Raw genomic sequence first — 15,548 nt, forward strand, 5'->3', positions numbered from 1 at the left:
TTGGTCTCTAATGCTCACTCAAAAATTGAGAAGTGTTACATAGATTGATAAAAAACAAGAGTTTCATTAGAGTTTTCAACTACTGAAAACTATTCTAAAAATTTAATATCGATAGCGCATCATCATCGTTCATTTAATCGATAATATTCAAAGAACTATTAGGTTATAAGGTGCCAAATCTGATAAATATGCATGCCACTTAGTAATATTTTTAAATGTACTGACCGTTCATATTCATATCTTGACCATTCATCGGAAATACTATATCTGGTTGTTACACTTTTGCTTGCATAGCGTTACAATAAGACAGCTAGGATACAAAGCGTTTATAGAATAGAGCAAGAAAGGTAAATCATCGTTAAATATAGGCATAATTTTTGATGGGTACAGATGAGTAGCAAATGGATTTGCATCGCTTATATTAAGCTCATCGCTTTAGCAACGATAAAGATCATTAATAAATATCAGTATAGAAAACCCTATATTTCATGACGAATAGCTCAAACTATGGTGAGAGAAGTTAAGGAGCTGGGTATGAATAATGAGTTGAGAGGAAGCGATTTAACACGCGCATTGCTTGCACGAGGTGACAAACAAATATGGTGCGCAGTCGATGATGACAGTGACGAACAAGCGATGATGGATCATTGTGGTAACGATTTTACCGCTTATATTGTCGAATTTAAAGATGGCTGTTTTTACTGTAATTGTGGTACGGCTTGGCTGTTCGCAGTACCCATAAAAACAGTGGCTGCAACACAATATGATATGAATATTTGAATAGCCTATTTTCCATACTTTAAGTTAGAGAGTATAAATGGCAATAGCACCACTATATTTTCAGAAAAAAGCCTCCTAAATCGGAGGCTTTTTTGCAGCTTATATCAAGCATTTGGTGCATCAGGCTGCACCATAGGGTCAGCGTCGGCAAAAGCCTTTAATGTTCGACAGTGGGCGTCGATCGCAACGATATTTGGATAAGCACTGAGATCTACCTTGAAGCGTTCGGCAGAAGAGACCTGCGGAATCAGATAGCAATCTGCAAAAGTAGGGCTGTCGCCATAGCAGAATTTACCGTGTGTTTTGTCTTGTGCCAAGCGTTTTTCGAGAGCGTCAAAACCTTCAATCATCCAGCGATGGCACCAAGCCATAACTTGATCTTCATCTACTGACAGTTCATTACGCAGATACTGCAAGACACGTCGGTTATTTAGCGGATGGATATCGCAGCCAATCATAGCGCTTAAAGCCCTTACTTGCATGCGACCTGCTGCATCTTTGGGCAACAAAGGATGCTCAGGATAGACCTCTTCTAACCACTCCAAAATAGCAGGACTTTGATACAACCATAAGTCATTTACTTGTACGACGGGTACCAAGCCTTGAGGATTAATAGATTGAAAGATGGCTTCTAATTGCTCATCTTTTGCTAAATTAACCGCAACGTAATCGTAATCTAACTGCTTTAAATTCATTGCGATACGTGTACGGTAAGAGGTACTACTGCGAAAGTAGCCATAAAGTGTCATCATAGGGCATTCCTTTTATTATGCTGTGTTGTGAGTAAGATAAAGGGTTATAATTACTGAGCTTACTAATGTCTTAAAGAGTAAAAGATACCTATTATGACATTAAGTCTTTATTTCAATTTTCTAATATTGTATTGATAACGCATTCAGTTAATCATTCACAGAGTAAACCATGCCAGCAGCTGAAAACCTGATAGAAAATCTTCCTACGATGAATAAAAACCAAGGCGGCGTACAATCGCTTGAGATTGGGCTGTCGGTATTAGACGTGCTCATCGATTGTAACGAGCCGATGATGCTAAAGGATATTGCACAAGCCATGCAAATGCATCCAGCAAAGTGCCACCGTTATTTGGTCAGTCTTATTCGTAAACACTATGCTCGCCAGCTCAGTGATGGACGTTATGGACTTGGTGATAGAGTTCATGCAATGGGCGCGCTAGGAGCAGTAGGTCATAGTGGGTTTAATCAAAATAATATCTTGGATCGTCTGACGCATATTGCTAATGAGATCAAAGACATGCTTAATTGCGGTGTACAAATCGCTAAATGGTTCAGCGAAGGTCCCATTATCATTCAATCTGTTGAACCAGATAGCGCTATTAGTATTATTACTCGTATCGGATCGCGTATGCCCTTGACTACGTCGGCGACAGGTCATTTGTTTGCAAGCTATCAGCCAGATACCATTATCAAACCCTTGGTCATCGCAGAATGGCAGGCGAAGCAAGAGCAAGCAATAACGGAGAAATGGCAGTACTTTAACCAGTTGCGAGCGAAAGTTCGTACCCAAGGCTATGCGACTGTTACTGGTGATATGTTAATGGGGATTAATGCGATTACTATTCCCGTTATCATACCGCAGCTCTCAACCACTGCGAATCTATATGACAAAGACAAACTATCTGTTGAAAGTTTGTCTTTGGAGTATGCCATTACTATCATTGGTACCACAGAGCAGTTGCCCATGAGTGAGCAGCATAATGTGGTCGAGCAAATATTAGCAATTGCACAGCGTTATCAAATAGTGTAGCTCGTAAAATAGCTAAAACTTATCTTAGCTATTTTATAAAGAATAATCTAAACGCTAAAAAATATTACTCACCGGCAGGCGCGACTTCTCGTGCTTCAGCCAGCTCCTCTGCATGTAGAAACTGAGTATGAGCGGGTGCGCGTTTGGTACGTGACCATTCGTCCAGCATCTCATATTTCATCTCTTCAGTAATCATCGAAACTTTTTCTTCTGAGGTAATATCATCGTAAGTAAGCTCCATACGATGTCCATTAGGATCGAAGAAATAGATAGAATGGAAGATGCCATGATTCGTCACACCGACCACGTCGATGCCGTTTTCTTCCAAATGCTTTTTAGCTGCCATTAAGGCATCACGGTCTTTTACCTTCATCGCTAGATGTTGTACCCAGCTTGGCGTATTAGGGTCAAAGCCCATTTCAGGCTGATTAGGCACTTCAAAAAATGCCAATACATTGCCATTGCCCGCATCTAAAAACACATGCATATAAGGGTCAAAGGCTTTGGTCGAAGGTACATGATCCTCAGCGAATGCTAGGATGAAATCCATATTCAGATATTTTTTATACCATTCAACGGTTTCTTTAGCGTCTTTGCAGCGATAGGCCACATGATGGATTTTTTCAATTTTAAAACTCATATCAAACTCCTTTTGATAGGGCGTACGATTCAACACACTGTCAGAGCATCATTAATAGATAATAACTATTTGAAAGTGTGAGCCGTTTATTTATACAGCTGGTTTATGTCCGACTGTTATTTGTCAAAATCGAAGGTAAGGGCAGGCAATACTTTGCCGCGTACTTCGCCAAAGCCAACACGAATACCGTCTTTTTCGCTATAGCCTTTCATGATGACCGTGTCGCCATCTTCGATAAAGCTGCGTGTCTCACCGCCTTGGAGGGTGACAGGTTTGGTTGCATTCCACGCAATCTCTAACATTGAGCCATAAGAATCAGGCGTCGGTCCTGAGATAGTCCCTGAACCCATCATATCGCCCACTTCTACTTTACAGCCAGTAATAGTATGGTGAGTCAACTGCTGCGCCATTGACCAGTACATATATTTAAAATTGGTTTCGCAAACCACCGTTGCTTCTTCAGCATTTTCAGGCAATAGTTCTACTGATAAATGAATGTCATAACTATTATTGCTGTCTTTTTCGTTCAGATAAGCAAGCGGCTTTGGTTCTTGCGTTGGGCATGGCATCTTGAACGGTGCTAAGGCTTCCATCGTCACAATCCATGGGGATACTTCAGAGGCAAAAGTTTTGGCGTTAAATGGACCTAATGGCACGTATTCCCATTTTTGAATATCACGAGCTGACCAATCGTTCAGCAAAACCATACCGAAAATATGATCAATAGCATTATCTACGGCAATCGGTTGACCAATATTATTACCTTTGCCAACGACAAACGCCGTTTCAAGCTCAAAGTCCAGACGCTTACAAGGTGAGAAAATAGGGCGGTCATCGGCATTGGGTTTTAGCTGACCCGATGGACGTATCACATCTGTACCACTGACGATGACGGTGCTGGCGCGTCCGTTATAGCCTACTGGCATCTCAGTCCAGTTAGGCAATAAGGCGTTACTTGGGTCACGGAACATAGTACCGACGTTGGTTGCGTGTTCTTTAGACGAATAGAAATCGGTAAAGCCGGGCACTTGAACCGGCAAATGCATAGTGACATCTGATTGTTGAAATAGGGCTTTTTGCTGCAAATCTGTGTTGTCACGTAAAGTATCGCAATCACTAGAGAGTAGCGTTTGAATCGTTTTACGCGCTTTGCTCCAATTGTCTCGACCAGAATTAATAAAGGCGTTTAACGTGTTTTGATCGAAATATGAACCACCGTCTAAACTCAATAGCCCTTCAGCTTCAAGTACCGATAAGTCTAATACTTGCTCACCAATAGCCACGCCAGCGCGACGTTTGCCGTCAGTACTTTCACTAAAAATGCCATAAGGCAGATTATGAATAGAGAAGTCAGAATCGGTTGCAATATCGAGGAAAGATGAGAGGTTTTTGTCAATCGTTGACATGATCGGCTCCTTGCTAAAGCGAATATTAAATTACGTTATAATTAACTACTTACGTATAATGTAATTTATAGCGTAATCGATTGCAAGTTTTTTTATGTGCTCGTTCTATAAATTGATTGAGTTTTGACCGAGACTAAAAGCTATTTGGTTATTGTTTTTGCTAAAAATATCACCACTACGAAATCCAACGCATGAAAAAAGGCTAAGTAATGATACTTAGCCTTTGTTTATATTTTAATAAAAGCGATGAGGGAATTAATCTTTTAAAACGTCAACCATCGCATTGGCAACATAGTCGATATTGGTACTGTTTAAGCCGGCAACACACATACGCGAGTTCGATACCATGTAGATACCATACTTGCTTTGTAGTTGTGCAACTTGTTCAGGCGTTAGACCTGTAAAGCTAAACATACCGTTCTGGGCGGTCAAGTAATCAAAGCTACGACCTGGGATTTTTTCTTCTAATACTGATTTGAGTTTGGTACGCATAGATTTGATACGGTCACGCATCGCATATACTTCGCCAACCCATTGCTCATGTAGCGCTTCGTCGTTCATAACGATATCAACCACGCGACCACCATGTGATGGCGGGCTTGAGTAGATACGACGTACCGTAGAGTTCAGCTGACCAAAGACGCGATCAGTTTCATCTACCGTTGGGCAAACAACTGATAGACCACCGACACGCTCGCCATATAGCGATAAGTTTTTAGAGAATGAGTTACTCACAAACAATGGCAGACCCATATCAACCGCTTTGCGAATTGCGTAAGCATCGCTGTCCATATCTTCGCCAAAGCCTTGGTAAGCGATGTCCATAAATGGAATCAGCTCACGCGCTTGAATGACGTTTAGCACGGTATCCCACTGCTCACGAGTCAAGTCCATACCGGTTGGGTTATGGCAGCAAGGGTGCAATAAGATGACGTCGTCTTTATTTAAAGTCTCAAAAAAAGCAATCATCTCATCAAATTTGATGCTGCTGGTCGCTTTGTCGTAGTACGGATATTTACCGACTTCGACGTCAGAGCCTTCAAAGATAGCAATGTGGTTGCCCCACGTTGGGTCGCTGACGTAGCATTTAGACTGCGGGAACCATTCATGGATAAATTCTGCGCCCACTTTTAACGCACCAGAACCGCCGATAGTGGCGATGGTCGCAACCAAACCGTCTTGTAAGATTTGAGCGTCTTTACCAAACAGCAATTCCTGACAACCTTTACGGTGTCCGGGTAAGCCGGCCATTGGCAAATAAGGACGAGGAGAGATTGGGTCTGCAATACGCTGCTCAGCCGTTTTGACACACTCAAGGACTGGCAATTTGCCATCCTCATCATAATAAACGCCCACGCCTAAATTGACTTTATCTGGGTTGGTGTCGGCGGCAAATTTGTCCATCAATCCTAAGATCGGGTCACCGGCATAATAATCGATACGTTCAAACATTTTTTTTCCTTACAAGGGAGATGAGTTAAGGCGTTAAAAAGCATAAACCAGTTTGGCGATTAACTCAACGTTAGATTCAGTGATACTGATTAATTAACGCATTTTTTTGTTTATTGGCAAATTTTTGGACAGATTTTAGCCCTTGCCAAACTTAAGTAATGAGTTGGTTAAAGGAGGCTTAAATACACTTAAATACTCTGTAAATCATCAAAGTGACTCGCAAAGTAAGATTGCAAGAATTGCTTAAAGGCAATGCTGGCGGGTGATAATGCCCGTGACGAGCGTTGGTAAATAAAAAAGCGGCGCATCTTGACCGGTTGTGCCAAGGGGCGCATCTGTAAGCCATTGGCGCTTACCCAATCTATCACCTCCGGCATATAAGGCAAGCATAAGGTAATGCCAAAACCTTGGCGGGTCATCTCAAGGGCGGTGGACATAAAGTTAACTTTATAGCGTGCTTGTTGGATATGGCTGGCAATACTTTCATCAAGCTCGGCGGTCACTTGCTCAATAAACGGCCCTTGCAAGGTAATAAGCGGAATGTCTACCAAGTCCTGCCAGACGACTTCTGATTTTTGTGCCAGCGCATGGCTGTCAGGCATCACCACACAAAACGGCAGCTGATATAACAAATCGGCGCTGATGTCATCCTCAGATTCCATAAAACCAAGCTCAGTCCCGACGCCCAAATCTACCTCGATGTTTTGAATGTGTTCTAAAACATTTTCAGCTGAGCAATCAAGTAAAGACACGCTGATATCTGGATATTCTTTAGCAAACTGGGCAATAACCGCTGGCATGGAGGAGGCGGCAAATTGCGACACCGCAAGCCTAACCTGACCTTGTGCCAAACTTGTCAAACTACTGGCTTCATTTTCAAACAGCTGCATCTCATTTAAGATACGCCGCGCTTGTGGCAATAAATGATGCCCGACAACGGACAAAGAAAGCTGGCGTGTGGTGCGATCAAACAACACGATACCGAGGCTAGATTCTAGCTCTTTAATCAAACCACTGACGGCAGATTGGGTTAAATGCATCTGCTCACTGGCACGGGTAAAACTGCCATTGTCGGCAACGCTGATAAAAGCGGTCAATTGGCGAATACTGATATTCATAAGCAAACCTGATAAATAAATCAAAAAATACGATTAGTCTTATAAATCAAGCTAATCTAATATAAATGCATCGTCAATAAGAATATTGATTGAAGTTATTTTTTAGCATTATATTTTTACTGTTTTTTATACCACCAATTGAAATTAAGGATGATTACAATGGCCGATTTATTTGAAAACCCAATGGGATTGCAAGGGTTTGACTTTGTTGAATTCGCCTCACCTCAACCACAAGCTGTTGCAGAGTTATTTGAGCAGTTGGGTTTTACCCATGTGGCCAATCACCGCTCAAAGGACGTGGCGTTATACCGTCAAGGTGATATCAACCTTATCATCAATCGTGAGCCAAAAAGCCAAGCCAGTTACTTCGTTGAAGAGCATGGCGCAGGGGCTTGTAGCATGGGTTTTCGCGTCAAGGATTCTAAAAAAGCCTATGAGCTGGCGATTGAAAAAGGTGCGCAGCCAGTAGATGTGCCAACAGGGGTGATGGAATTAAGACTGCCTGCTATCAAAGGCATTGGCGGCTCTCTCATCTATTTGATTGACCGTTTTAAAGATGGCGAGTCTATCTATGATGTCGATTTTGAATTCTTACCAGACGTTGACAGACGCCCTGTAGGTTATGGCTTTAAAGTCATTGACCATCTAACGCATAACGTTTACCGCGGCCGTATGGCGTATTGGGCAAACTTCTATGAGCGCATCTTTAACTTCCGTGAAATCCGTTATTTCGATATCAAAGGCGAGTACACCGGCCTGACCAGTAAAGCGATGACCGCCCCTGATGGCAAAATCCGTATCCCGTTAAACGAAGAGTCTAAGCAAGGCGGCGGCCAAATCGAAGAATATTTGATGCACTTTAACGGTGAAGGTATTCAGCATATCGCGCTATTGAGTGATGATTTATTGTCTAGCATCGACAAATTGCGAGAGATGGGCATTCCACTCATGACGGCACCAAATGATACTTATTATAAGATGCTTGATGAGCGTCTACCAGGTCATGGCGAGAATATCTCTGAGCTACAGATGCGCGGTATCTTGTTAGATGGCACGACCGAGGGCGATGTTCCGCGTCTACTGCTACAGATTTTCTCTGAAACCATCTTAGGAAGCCCAGTATTCTTTGAGTTTATCCAGCGTAAAGGCGATTATGAAGAAGGCTTTGGTGAAGGTAACTTTAAAGCATTGTTTGAATCTATCGAGCGCGACCAAGTACGCCGCGGCATGGTTGGTCAGACAGAGACTGAAACGCCATAATTGTCAGAGATTTTTTAAGAGTACTTTTAAAAAAGCACTTTTCAATAAGTATTAAAAGGGCAAGATGAAAGGGGTTTATCTTGTCCTTATTACCTTTGTTACTCTGCTATTTAATAATAAAACGCTCAAAGCTAGGCAGACAAAGTGAATAAAGCAAATGACTGATACCAAGGTATTAGACTCATTGCAATATTAAGGAAACTAGGCATGGAAAGCCGTCAAGAGAGAACTGCGTACATAAAGCCTCTCAGTAGCAATTCGTTAAGCACTGAAGCTTCTACTCATCATTTAACTCAGAAGAAGCAACCTTACGTATCGCGTCAGCCAGACAATCATGGTCATATTCATTATAGTGACGATGAAAACGCGATGTGGCAAGCGCTGCTTGAACGTCAAGCCAAGCAAATACCCAATCGTGCCAGTTCAGCCTATATCGAGGGTTTAGAGAAACTCAAATTACCGGCAACGCATATTCCGCAACTACAAGATATTGATGAAGTATTGCAAGCCAATACCGGTTGGCAAACCGCTGCTGTACCGGCGTTAATCAGCTTCGGTAAATTCTTCAAACTCTTAGCTGATAAACGCTTTCCGGTTGCGACCTTTATCCGTCGTTTTGATGATATGGACTATATCGAAGAGCCAGATATTTTTCATGAAATCGTTGGGCATTGTCCGCTGCTGACCCATCCTGCGTTTGCAACTTTTAATGAGACTTATGGCAAGCTTGGTCTCAATGCGACCAAGCAAGAGCGTCTTTATTTAGCGCGCCTGTATTGGTTCACCATCGAATTTGGTCTAATGGGTGCTACCAAAGAAACCCGCAAGATTTATGGCGGCGGCATTTTAAGCTCACCGTCTGAAACCATCTATGCCCTAAGCGATGAACCGGACTGTCGTGCGTTTGATTTGATTGACGTCTTGCGCACTCCTTACTGTATTGACCAAATTCAGCCTATCTATTATGCAATTGACGATTTGGATACGCTATTCGATATCGTGAATAGTGACATTATGGGCGCTGTACAAAAGGCGATGAGTTTAGGACTGTTTGAGCCAACGTATGCTATCAAAACTGCTTAATAGACAGTACATTTTTCATAAGTAATAAAAGAACCAACGTCAACACGGACGTACATTTATTAAAAAATTAATCGTTAAAATAAAAGGACATTACAATGACGACATTATCACAAGCCAGCTGTGAAGCCTGCCGTATTGGCGCACCGACAGTCAGCGACAGCGAAGCAACAGAGCTATTACAACAAATTCCAGAGTGGACGTTGATTGAGGTCGATGGCATCAAGCAATTACAGCGCCAATATAAATTTAAGAACTTTGTCTTAGCAATGGCATTTGCCAATGAGCTTGCTGAGATTTCTGAGGCAGAAGGGCATCATCCGGGCATATTGGTAGAGTGGGGCAAGGTTACGGTCACTTGGTGGTCGCATAGCATTAAAGGTTTGCATCGCAATGACTTTGTCATGGCAGCCAAGACCGACAGCTTACTCACCAAATAATCAGAGTAGCAATACTGCTAGCAACTGATTAAACTTGTCACCCCAAAATCAAACCCCAATGCCAGAAACCACTGGCACACTAAGGATGTGTGATGCCTCCAAAAATTCTAACCCAAATCTCACCGCAACTGGCATTTATGATTTCAGCCATTGTCATTGCTATCATGGGCGTTACCATGATTGGCTTTGGCTGGGTACCGCATTTATCATTAATCCTCGCTATCTGTGTCCTGCTAGGCATTGGTATATTTAAAGGATTAAGTTTTGATGACATGCAAGCGCAAATGGCATCCGGCGTTATGCGCGGTATTGGTGCGATCTATTTATTCTTCTTTATCGGTTTGATGGTCGCCGCCTTAATGATGTCTGGTGCTATTCCAACCTTGATGTATTTTGGTTTTGAGCTAATATCTCCGCAATATTATTATATCTCCGCCTTTGTGTTGACCTCTATTATTGGTATCGCTTTGGGCAGTAGTTTGACGACTGCTGCGACGCTTGGCGTGGCTTTCATTGGTATGAGTGATGCCTTTGATGCTAACGTTGCGATAGCGGCAGGCGCTGTGGTATCAGGGGCGTTTTTTGGTGATAAAATGTCGCCATTATCGGATACTTGTACCATTGCTTCAGCAGTTGTAGGCATCGATTTGTTCGAGCATATACGCAATATGACGTATACCACAGTTCCGGCATGGATATTAACGGTTATATTATTTTGGTTTTTCTCTGGACAGACGGCTGGCTCAGATTTAAGTCAAGTAACGGTGCTAAAAGGACAATTGATTGACAGTGGTTTGGTACATGGTTATGCGGTATTGCCATTTGTGGTCTTGATTGCGCTGGCTCTATTTCGAGTTAATGCCATTTACACCATTATTTGTACCATTGCTGTGGCAATTATCATTACTTATATGCATAGCACGCCAAACGTTGGGCAGTTGGGTGGTTATTTCTTTGCAGGTTATACACCCGCAGAGTCATTAGAGCTTGGTGAAGTGGGCGGTATGCTGTCGCGTGGCGGTGTACAAAGTATGTTCTTTACTCAAGCCATCGTGATATTGGCGCTGAGTTTAGGCGGATTGCTGACGGCGTTGGGTATCTTGCCAGCACTGTTATCTGGTATCAAAGACAATTTAACGACAGCAGGACGCGCCATTTTTGCCGCTGCCATGTCAGCGCTGAGTATCAATGTCCTTATCGGTGAGCAGTATTTGAGTATTCTTTTATCTGGTACGGCATTTCGTCCGACGTTTGAGCGCTTGAACTTGCATCCAAAAAATCTATCACGCACCATTGAAGATGCCGGTACAGTGATCAATCCACTTGTACCATGGAGTGTGTGCGGTGTGTTTATCAGCCAAGCGTTAGGTGTGCCAGTGCTTGATTATCTACCTTATGCGTTCTTCTGCTATTTATCATTGCTACTGACAATATTGTTTGGCTTTACAGGGATAACGATTACGCGTAAAGATGGGTCTAGCGTCCGTAAGCATCAAAAAGCGCAAGCAGTTAATTAAATAACGGCTATATAAACCCCTTTAAAGAATATTCATTCTTTAAAGGGGTTTTTTCGTAATAGGCTAATCATCTGCTCTAAAAAATCAGCGACGTGCTTATGAAGGTTTTCTCGATAGGCCCAATGATGCTTGACCTCGTAACTTGCCTCATTGGGCAGTAGTATTTTCATCACCCCCATCTCTTCATAACGCTTTGCCAAATCATTGGGCAAGTAGCCGACATGATGACCCGCTAAAATTAATTGCGCGGTTGCCTCCATATGATAAGTGGTGGCACTCAAGGTTTTTGGGCGGACATGATTGATACTCAAATCAGTAATATAGCCTCGTTTTATCCATGGATAGTTTTGTTCCAAACCCTCAAAGGTTAACCCTTCCGCCTCATAAAATAGCTGATGCTCACGTCCACAGCAAACCACTTGCTTTTCGATAAATGCTGGCTGGAAAGTTAATAGGGGTGGGAAGCTACCAAAATATCCCACGCCAATATCACTTTCATTACTTAAAAGCTTATCAAGCATACTCTCAGGGCTTTGCACATCGATAGAAAAATGTATTAATGGATTATTACGATAGCTTGCTGCTAAGCACTGACGTAACGCATCATAAAAAACCGTTGGCATTTGATCGATAAGACATAACCGAATATGACCGCCGCGTACCGAATCCAGTTGCCGAATATAGTGCAGTTGATGCTGAAAGCTTGCCACCGCTTCGGTAAAACTTAAGCAAGCCTCGTAAACCGCTGCCCCATCTTCTGTCAGCTTAAAACCCGCGTGTCCACGATGACAGAGCGTCATACCCAAGCGGCCTTCTAAATGGGTCAAATGACCGCTGATGACAGACGGCGTGACATTTAAGCGTGACTGCGCGGCGGTCACACCTTGACACTCTACGATGGCCATAAAGCTCCGCAGGGTTTTGATGTCAATTTTTATCAATTCATCTAGCATCGAAAGTCATGTCCCCGTATCTATTGTCTTAACCGATTTTTTTATAAAACTTCTATAAATAACGGATAAATCAAAGTTACTACGAAAAACCAGAAGCTTACTTCTAAATTTTACCATGGTCTCGCCTCTGATATTTAGGTATTGTCAGAGCTATAGAAAAAGTGGCATAGATAAAAAGTAATATAGACAAATTGTCTGTTTTGACCAATCGATACAAGGATGTAAGTGATGAAATTTAATCAACCATTAAGCGGCAACGATATGCCAAGATTTGGCGGCTTCGCTTCTATGATGCGCCTGCCAACCCAAGCCGATGCTGAAGGACTGGATGTAGCATTCGTTGGGGTGCCTTTAGATATTGGCGCCTCAAACCGTAGCGGTGCAAGATTGGGTCCGAGACAGATTCGCGATGAATCACGCATGATTCGCCCTTATAACGTCGCCACTCGCGCCGCTCCCTTTGAGTCTTTGCAAGTCGCTGACATTGGCGACGTTCCTATCAATACCTTTAACCTGCTAAAAAGCGTCGATATTATTGAGAAATTCTATACCGATAAAATTGTCAGTCATGGCGCTATTCCTTTAACGTTAGGCGGTGATCATACGATTGCACTGCCTATCTTGCGTGCGCTTGCCAAAAAACATGGGCCTGTTGGGATGGTGCATATCGATGCGCATGCTGATATCAATGATGAAATGTTTGGCGAAAAAATTGCTCATGGCACACCATTTCGCCGCGCAGTTGAAGAGAACCTCATTGATGGCAACCGTGTGGTACAAATTGGCTTACGTGGTACGGGTTATAGTGCTGAAGAGTTTGATTGGTCAACCGAGCAAGGTTTTCGAGTAGTGCCTGCTGAAGAATGTTGGTATAAATCACTGACACCTTTGATGGCAGAAGTGCGCGAGAAGCTAGGTGATGGTCCCGTCTATCTAAGTTTTGATATTGATGGGATTGATCCTGCGTTTGCACCGGGTACGGGCACCGCGGAAATCGGTGGCTTAACGTCAACACAAGCTATTGAGATCATTCGTGGTATGCGCGGACTTGATGTGGTTGGTGGCGATTTGGTAGAGGTGTCACCGCCGTATGACCCGTTTGGTAACACCTCAGTACTAGCCGCGAACCTGCTATTTGAGATGCTATGTATTCTACCGGGCGTGCGCTATGACGACAAAGTCAAAGCCATTTATTGAGCATGATTTATAATTCCAAACTGTCCTTTATAAGGAATTAAAGGGCAGTTTGGGTTTAGCTTGGATTTGATACTGAACTACTTATTTACTTGCTATTGAATTTTTAGGATGATTAACTCATGACGCATTCTCTCCAAACGCCTTCTTCATTGCCAAAATCTGCGCTAGTTACCTCATCTCTAACTTGCGGTGAGCTACTCGTACAGTGGCTAGAATATTACGGGGTTGAGACGGTATTTGGTATTCCGGGCGTACATACGGTCGAGCTATATCGTGGCCTGCCCAATACCGATATCCGCCACGTGACACCGCGTCATGAGCAAGGCGCAGGCTTTATGGTTGATGGTTATTACCGCGCGTCTGGCAAAGTCGGGGTATGCTTTATCATCACCGGTCCCGGCATGACCAATATCATGACGGCAATGGCGCAAGCATTGGCAGATTCTATACCGATGCTAGTGATATCTAGTGTCAATAAAGTGCAGCATACCGGCAGCGGTGAAGGGCACTTGCATGAATTGCATGACCAGCAAGGTATGGTCAGTAAGGTTGCGCTCATGAGTAAAACCATCTGGCAACCTGAGTCGTTACCCAAAGTCATCGCTGAAGCTTTTGCGTTATTTAATGGCGCGCGTCTGGGACCAGTTCATATCCAGTTGCCTATTGATGTGATTACCGCCGATGCCAGTCATGTCGCCAAGCCGCCTGATTTAACCTCTAATTTTAATAAAACTAAAAATTTAAATAACACTGCAAAAAGCCAAGCTGATGATGGTTTAACACTACCGCAAGTCATGAGACCACTACCTCATCCTGCGCAATTATATTTGATTGTTGAATCTCTAAAAGCGGCAAAAAATCCAGTATTGCTCTATGGTGGTGGCTGCGTTGATGTTAATCATGACGCGCAAAAACTGGCAGAACTTATCGATGCGCCCACCTTTTTGACCATCAATGCCAAAGGTTTACTGCCACCTGCTCATCCGTTGAGTTTGGGTAGCAATCAGTCATTAGACGCCGGTCGCGCCGTCATTAGCGAGGCCGACTTAGTATTGGCGATTGGTACTGAGCTTGGCGAGACTGATTACGATGTTTTCTTTAACGGTGGCTTCCAAATCAATGGCATGTTGATTCGCATTGACTGCGATGCCCAGCAATTACAGCGTCCGTTTAGAGCGGATATTACGCTATTGTCTGATGCGCAAATGGCCATTAGCGGTTTATGTACGCGCTTAGAAAATCAACCGCTGAATCATCAAGCCCTCGTGAGAGTAGCAAAGGTAAAGCAGGCGTTGATAGAGGAAATGACACCAGACTTTGCTGGTCAAAATGCGCTGCTACAGCTGATTCGAGATGAAGTAAAAGACGTCATATTTGTTGGTGACTCGACCCAGCCTGTTTATAGTGGCAACCTTGGTTTTGAGGCCTTAGCGACGCGCCGATGGTTTAATTCATCGACTGGCTTTGGCACCTTGGGTTATGGTTTGCCTGCCGCTATTGGTGCCATGATTGGCTCAAAATCGCCGGTTGTGAGTCTGATTGGCGATGGCGGCATTCAGTTTACTATCGCAGAATTAATCTGCGCCGCCGAGCTTGAGCTGCCATTGATTGTGCTGTTATGGAACAACCAAGGTTATGGTGAGATTCGCCGCTATATGGAAGAGGGTGGCCTGCCACTGATTGGGGTCAATATTAAAACCCCGAACTTTGAGCCATTAGCCGCAGGATTTGGCGCAGGCTATCGCAGAATCACAGCCAAACAGCAACTGATCGAGGTATTAAAAGAAGACATCAAAGGCACACAACCGATGATTTATGAAGTTGATGAAGCTGATGAATTTCTTCTTGAAATGGGCAAGAGTTTTACCTGTTTTAGCTGATGTAATCAAGCATCATTTACATGAAAAATAACTAATAAAACGG

General features: G+C 43.2%; 14 protein-coding genes. 8 read left to right on the forward strand and 6 right to left on the reverse strand.

What is annotated here, in order from left to right:
• Positions 1 to 534 precede the first annotated feature (534 nt).
• Complete coding sequence (locus JMX89_RS04965) at positions 535 to 780, forward strand: hypothetical protein (protein WP_227673011.1); 246 nt, start codon at positions 535 to 537, stop codon at positions 778 to 780.
• A 104-nt stretch (positions 781 to 884) separates the two neighbouring features.
• Here JMX89_RS04965 and maiA read toward each other — a convergent pair whose 3' ends face one another.
• Positions 885 to 1,529 carry a maleylacetoacetate isomerase gene (gene maiA / locus JMX89_RS04970; RefSeq protein ID WP_201532075.1) on the reverse strand — a complete coding sequence of 215 codons (645 nt, stop codon included), beginning with the start codon at positions 1,527 to 1,529 and terminating at the stop codon, positions 885 to 887.
• A gap of 172 nt (positions 1,530 to 1,701) precedes the next feature.
• Here maiA and JMX89_RS04975 point away from each other — a divergent pair, with 172 nt between their 5' ends.
• Positions 1,702 to 2,562 carry an IclR family transcriptional regulator gene (locus JMX89_RS04975; RefSeq protein WP_201532056.1) on the forward strand — a complete coding sequence of 287 codons (861 nt, stop codon included), beginning with the start codon at positions 1,702 to 1,704 and terminating at the stop codon, positions 2,560 to 2,562.
• Between the two features lie 64 nt (positions 2,563 to 2,626).
• Here JMX89_RS04975 and JMX89_RS04980 read toward each other — a convergent pair whose 3' ends face one another.
• The 4 genes from JMX89_RS04980 to JMX89_RS04995 all read right to left on the reverse strand — a co-directional run bounded on the left by JMX89_RS04980 (position 2,627) and on the right by JMX89_RS04995 (position 7,178).
• Entirely contained in the window at positions 2,627 to 3,202 is a 576-nt protein-coding gene (locus tag JMX89_RS04980) for a VOC family protein (protein ID WP_020443703.1), read from the reverse strand.
• Between the two features lie 116 nt (positions 3,203 to 3,318).
• A complete protein-coding gene (gene fahA / locus JMX89_RS04985; protein ID WP_201532055.1) occupies positions 3,319 to 4,608 on the reverse strand; it encodes a fumarylacetoacetase in 1,290 nt (429 codons plus the stop codon).
• 255 nt (positions 4,609 to 4,863) lie between these two features.
• Complete coding sequence (locus JMX89_RS04990; protein WP_201532054.1) at positions 4,864 to 6,060, reverse strand: aromatic amino acid transaminase; 1,197 nt, start codon at positions 6,058 to 6,060, stop codon at positions 4,864 to 4,866.
• Positions 6,061 to 6,248: 188 nt separating this feature from the next.
• Positions 6,249 to 7,178: a LysR family transcriptional regulator gene (locus tag JMX89_RS04995; protein WP_201532053.1), complete on the reverse strand. Its 930-nt coding sequence runs from the start codon at positions 7,176 to 7,178 to the stop codon at positions 6,249 to 6,251.
• A gap of 159 nt (positions 7,179 to 7,337) precedes the next feature.
• On the opposite strand from JMX89_RS04995, the gene hppD reads away from it, so the two are divergent.
• From hppD to nhaC, 4 genes are all read left to right on the forward strand, one after another.
• Positions 7,338 to 8,438, forward strand: a complete 1,101-nt coding sequence (hppD, locus tag JMX89_RS05000; RefSeq protein WP_201532052.1) for a 4-hydroxyphenylpyruvate dioxygenase — start codon at positions 7,338 to 7,340, stop codon at positions 8,436 to 8,438.
• Between the two features lie 207 nt (positions 8,439 to 8,645).
• Positions 8,646 to 9,521, forward strand: coding sequence for a phenylalanine 4-monooxygenase (phhA, locus tag JMX89_RS05005; RefSeq protein WP_227673013.1), 876 nt, complete (start codon positions 8,646 to 8,648; stop codon positions 9,519 to 9,521).
• Positions 9,522 to 9,616: 95 nt separating this feature from the next.
• Entirely contained in the window at positions 9,617 to 9,958 is a 342-nt protein-coding gene (locus tag JMX89_RS05010) for a 4a-hydroxytetrahydrobiopterin dehydratase (protein ID WP_201532051.1), read from the forward strand.
• Between the two features lie 92 nt (positions 9,959 to 10,050).
• A complete protein-coding gene (gene nhaC / locus JMX89_RS05015; RefSeq protein WP_201532050.1) occupies positions 10,051 to 11,475 on the forward strand; it encodes a Na+/H+ antiporter NhaC in 1,425 nt (474 codons plus the stop codon).
• A gap of 32 nt (positions 11,476 to 11,507) precedes the next feature.
• On the opposite strand, the gene JMX89_RS05020 is transcribed toward nhaC, so the two are convergent.
• Positions 11,508 to 12,428, reverse strand: coding sequence for a LysR family transcriptional regulator (locus tag JMX89_RS05020; protein ID WP_201532049.1), 921 nt, complete (start codon positions 12,426 to 12,428; stop codon positions 11,508 to 11,510).
• Positions 12,429 to 12,656: 228 nt separating this feature from the next.
• On the opposite strand from JMX89_RS05020, the gene speB reads away from it, so the two are divergent.
• Both speB and JMX89_RS05030 read left to right on the forward strand, forming a co-directional pair.
• Positions 12,657 to 13,625: an agmatinase gene (speB, locus tag JMX89_RS05025; protein ID WP_201532048.1), complete on the forward strand. Its 969-nt coding sequence runs from the start codon at positions 12,657 to 12,659 to the stop codon at positions 13,623 to 13,625.
• 119 nt (positions 13,626 to 13,744) lie between these two features.
• Complete coding sequence (locus JMX89_RS05030; RefSeq protein ID WP_201532047.1) at positions 13,745 to 15,505, forward strand: 5-guanidino-2-oxopentanoate decarboxylase; 1,761 nt, start codon at positions 13,745 to 13,747, stop codon at positions 15,503 to 15,505.
• Positions 15,506 to 15,548: the final 43 nt, after the last annotated feature.

This window comes from Psychrobacter sp. DD43 (assembly GCF_904846555.1).
In the GTDB taxonomy this organism is placed as follows: domain Bacteria; phylum Pseudomonadota; class Gammaproteobacteria; order Pseudomonadales; family Moraxellaceae; genus Psychrobacter; species Psychrobacter cryohalolentis.

Excerpts from the sequence above, each read along its gene's own strand:
- JMX89_RS04965 (WP_227673011.1), top strand. The coding sequence starts at position 535 with ATGAATAATGAGTTGAGAGGAAGCGATTTAACACGCGCATTGCTTGCA.
- maiA (WP_201532075.1), bottom strand. The coding sequence starts at position 1,529 with ATGACACTTTATGGCTACTTTCGCAGTAGTACCTCTTACCGTACACGT.
- JMX89_RS04975 (WP_201532056.1), top strand. The coding sequence starts at position 1,702 with ATGCCAGCAGCTGAAAACCTGATAGAAAATCTTCCTACGATGAATAAA.
- JMX89_RS04980 (WP_020443703.1), bottom strand. The coding sequence starts at position 3,202 with ATGAGTTTTAAAATTGAAAAAATCCATCATGTGGCCTATCGCTGCAAA.
- fahA (WP_201532055.1), bottom strand. The coding sequence starts at position 4,608 with ATGTCAACGATTGACAAAAACCTCTCATCTTTCCTCGATATTGCAACC.
- JMX89_RS04990 (WP_201532054.1), bottom strand. The coding sequence starts at position 6,060 with ATGTTTGAACGTATCGATTATTATGCCGGTGACCCGATCTTAGGATTG.
- JMX89_RS04995 (WP_201532053.1), bottom strand. The coding sequence starts at position 7,178 with ATGAATATCAGTATTCGCCAATTGACCGCTTTTATCAGCGTTGCCGAC.
- hppD (WP_201532052.1), top strand. The coding sequence starts at position 7,338 with ATGGCCGATTTATTTGAAAACCCAATGGGATTGCAAGGGTTTGACTTT.
- phhA (WP_227673013.1), top strand. The coding sequence starts at position 8,646 with ATGGAAAGCCGTCAAGAGAGAACTGCGTACATAAAGCCTCTCAGTAGC.
- JMX89_RS05010 (WP_201532051.1), top strand. The coding sequence starts at position 9,617 with ATGACGACATTATCACAAGCCAGCTGTGAAGCCTGCCGTATTGGCGCA.
- nhaC (WP_201532050.1), top strand. The coding sequence starts at position 10,051 with ATGCCTCCAAAAATTCTAACCCAAATCTCACCGCAACTGGCATTTATG.
- JMX89_RS05020 (WP_201532049.1), bottom strand. The coding sequence starts at position 12,428 with ATGCTAGATGAATTGATAAAAATTGACATCAAAACCCTGCGGAGCTTT.
- speB (WP_201532048.1), top strand. The coding sequence starts at position 12,657 with ATGAAATTTAATCAACCATTAAGCGGCAACGATATGCCAAGATTTGGC.
- JMX89_RS05030 (WP_201532047.1), top strand. The coding sequence starts at position 13,745 with ATGACGCATTCTCTCCAAACGCCTTCTTCATTGCCAAAATCTGCGCTA.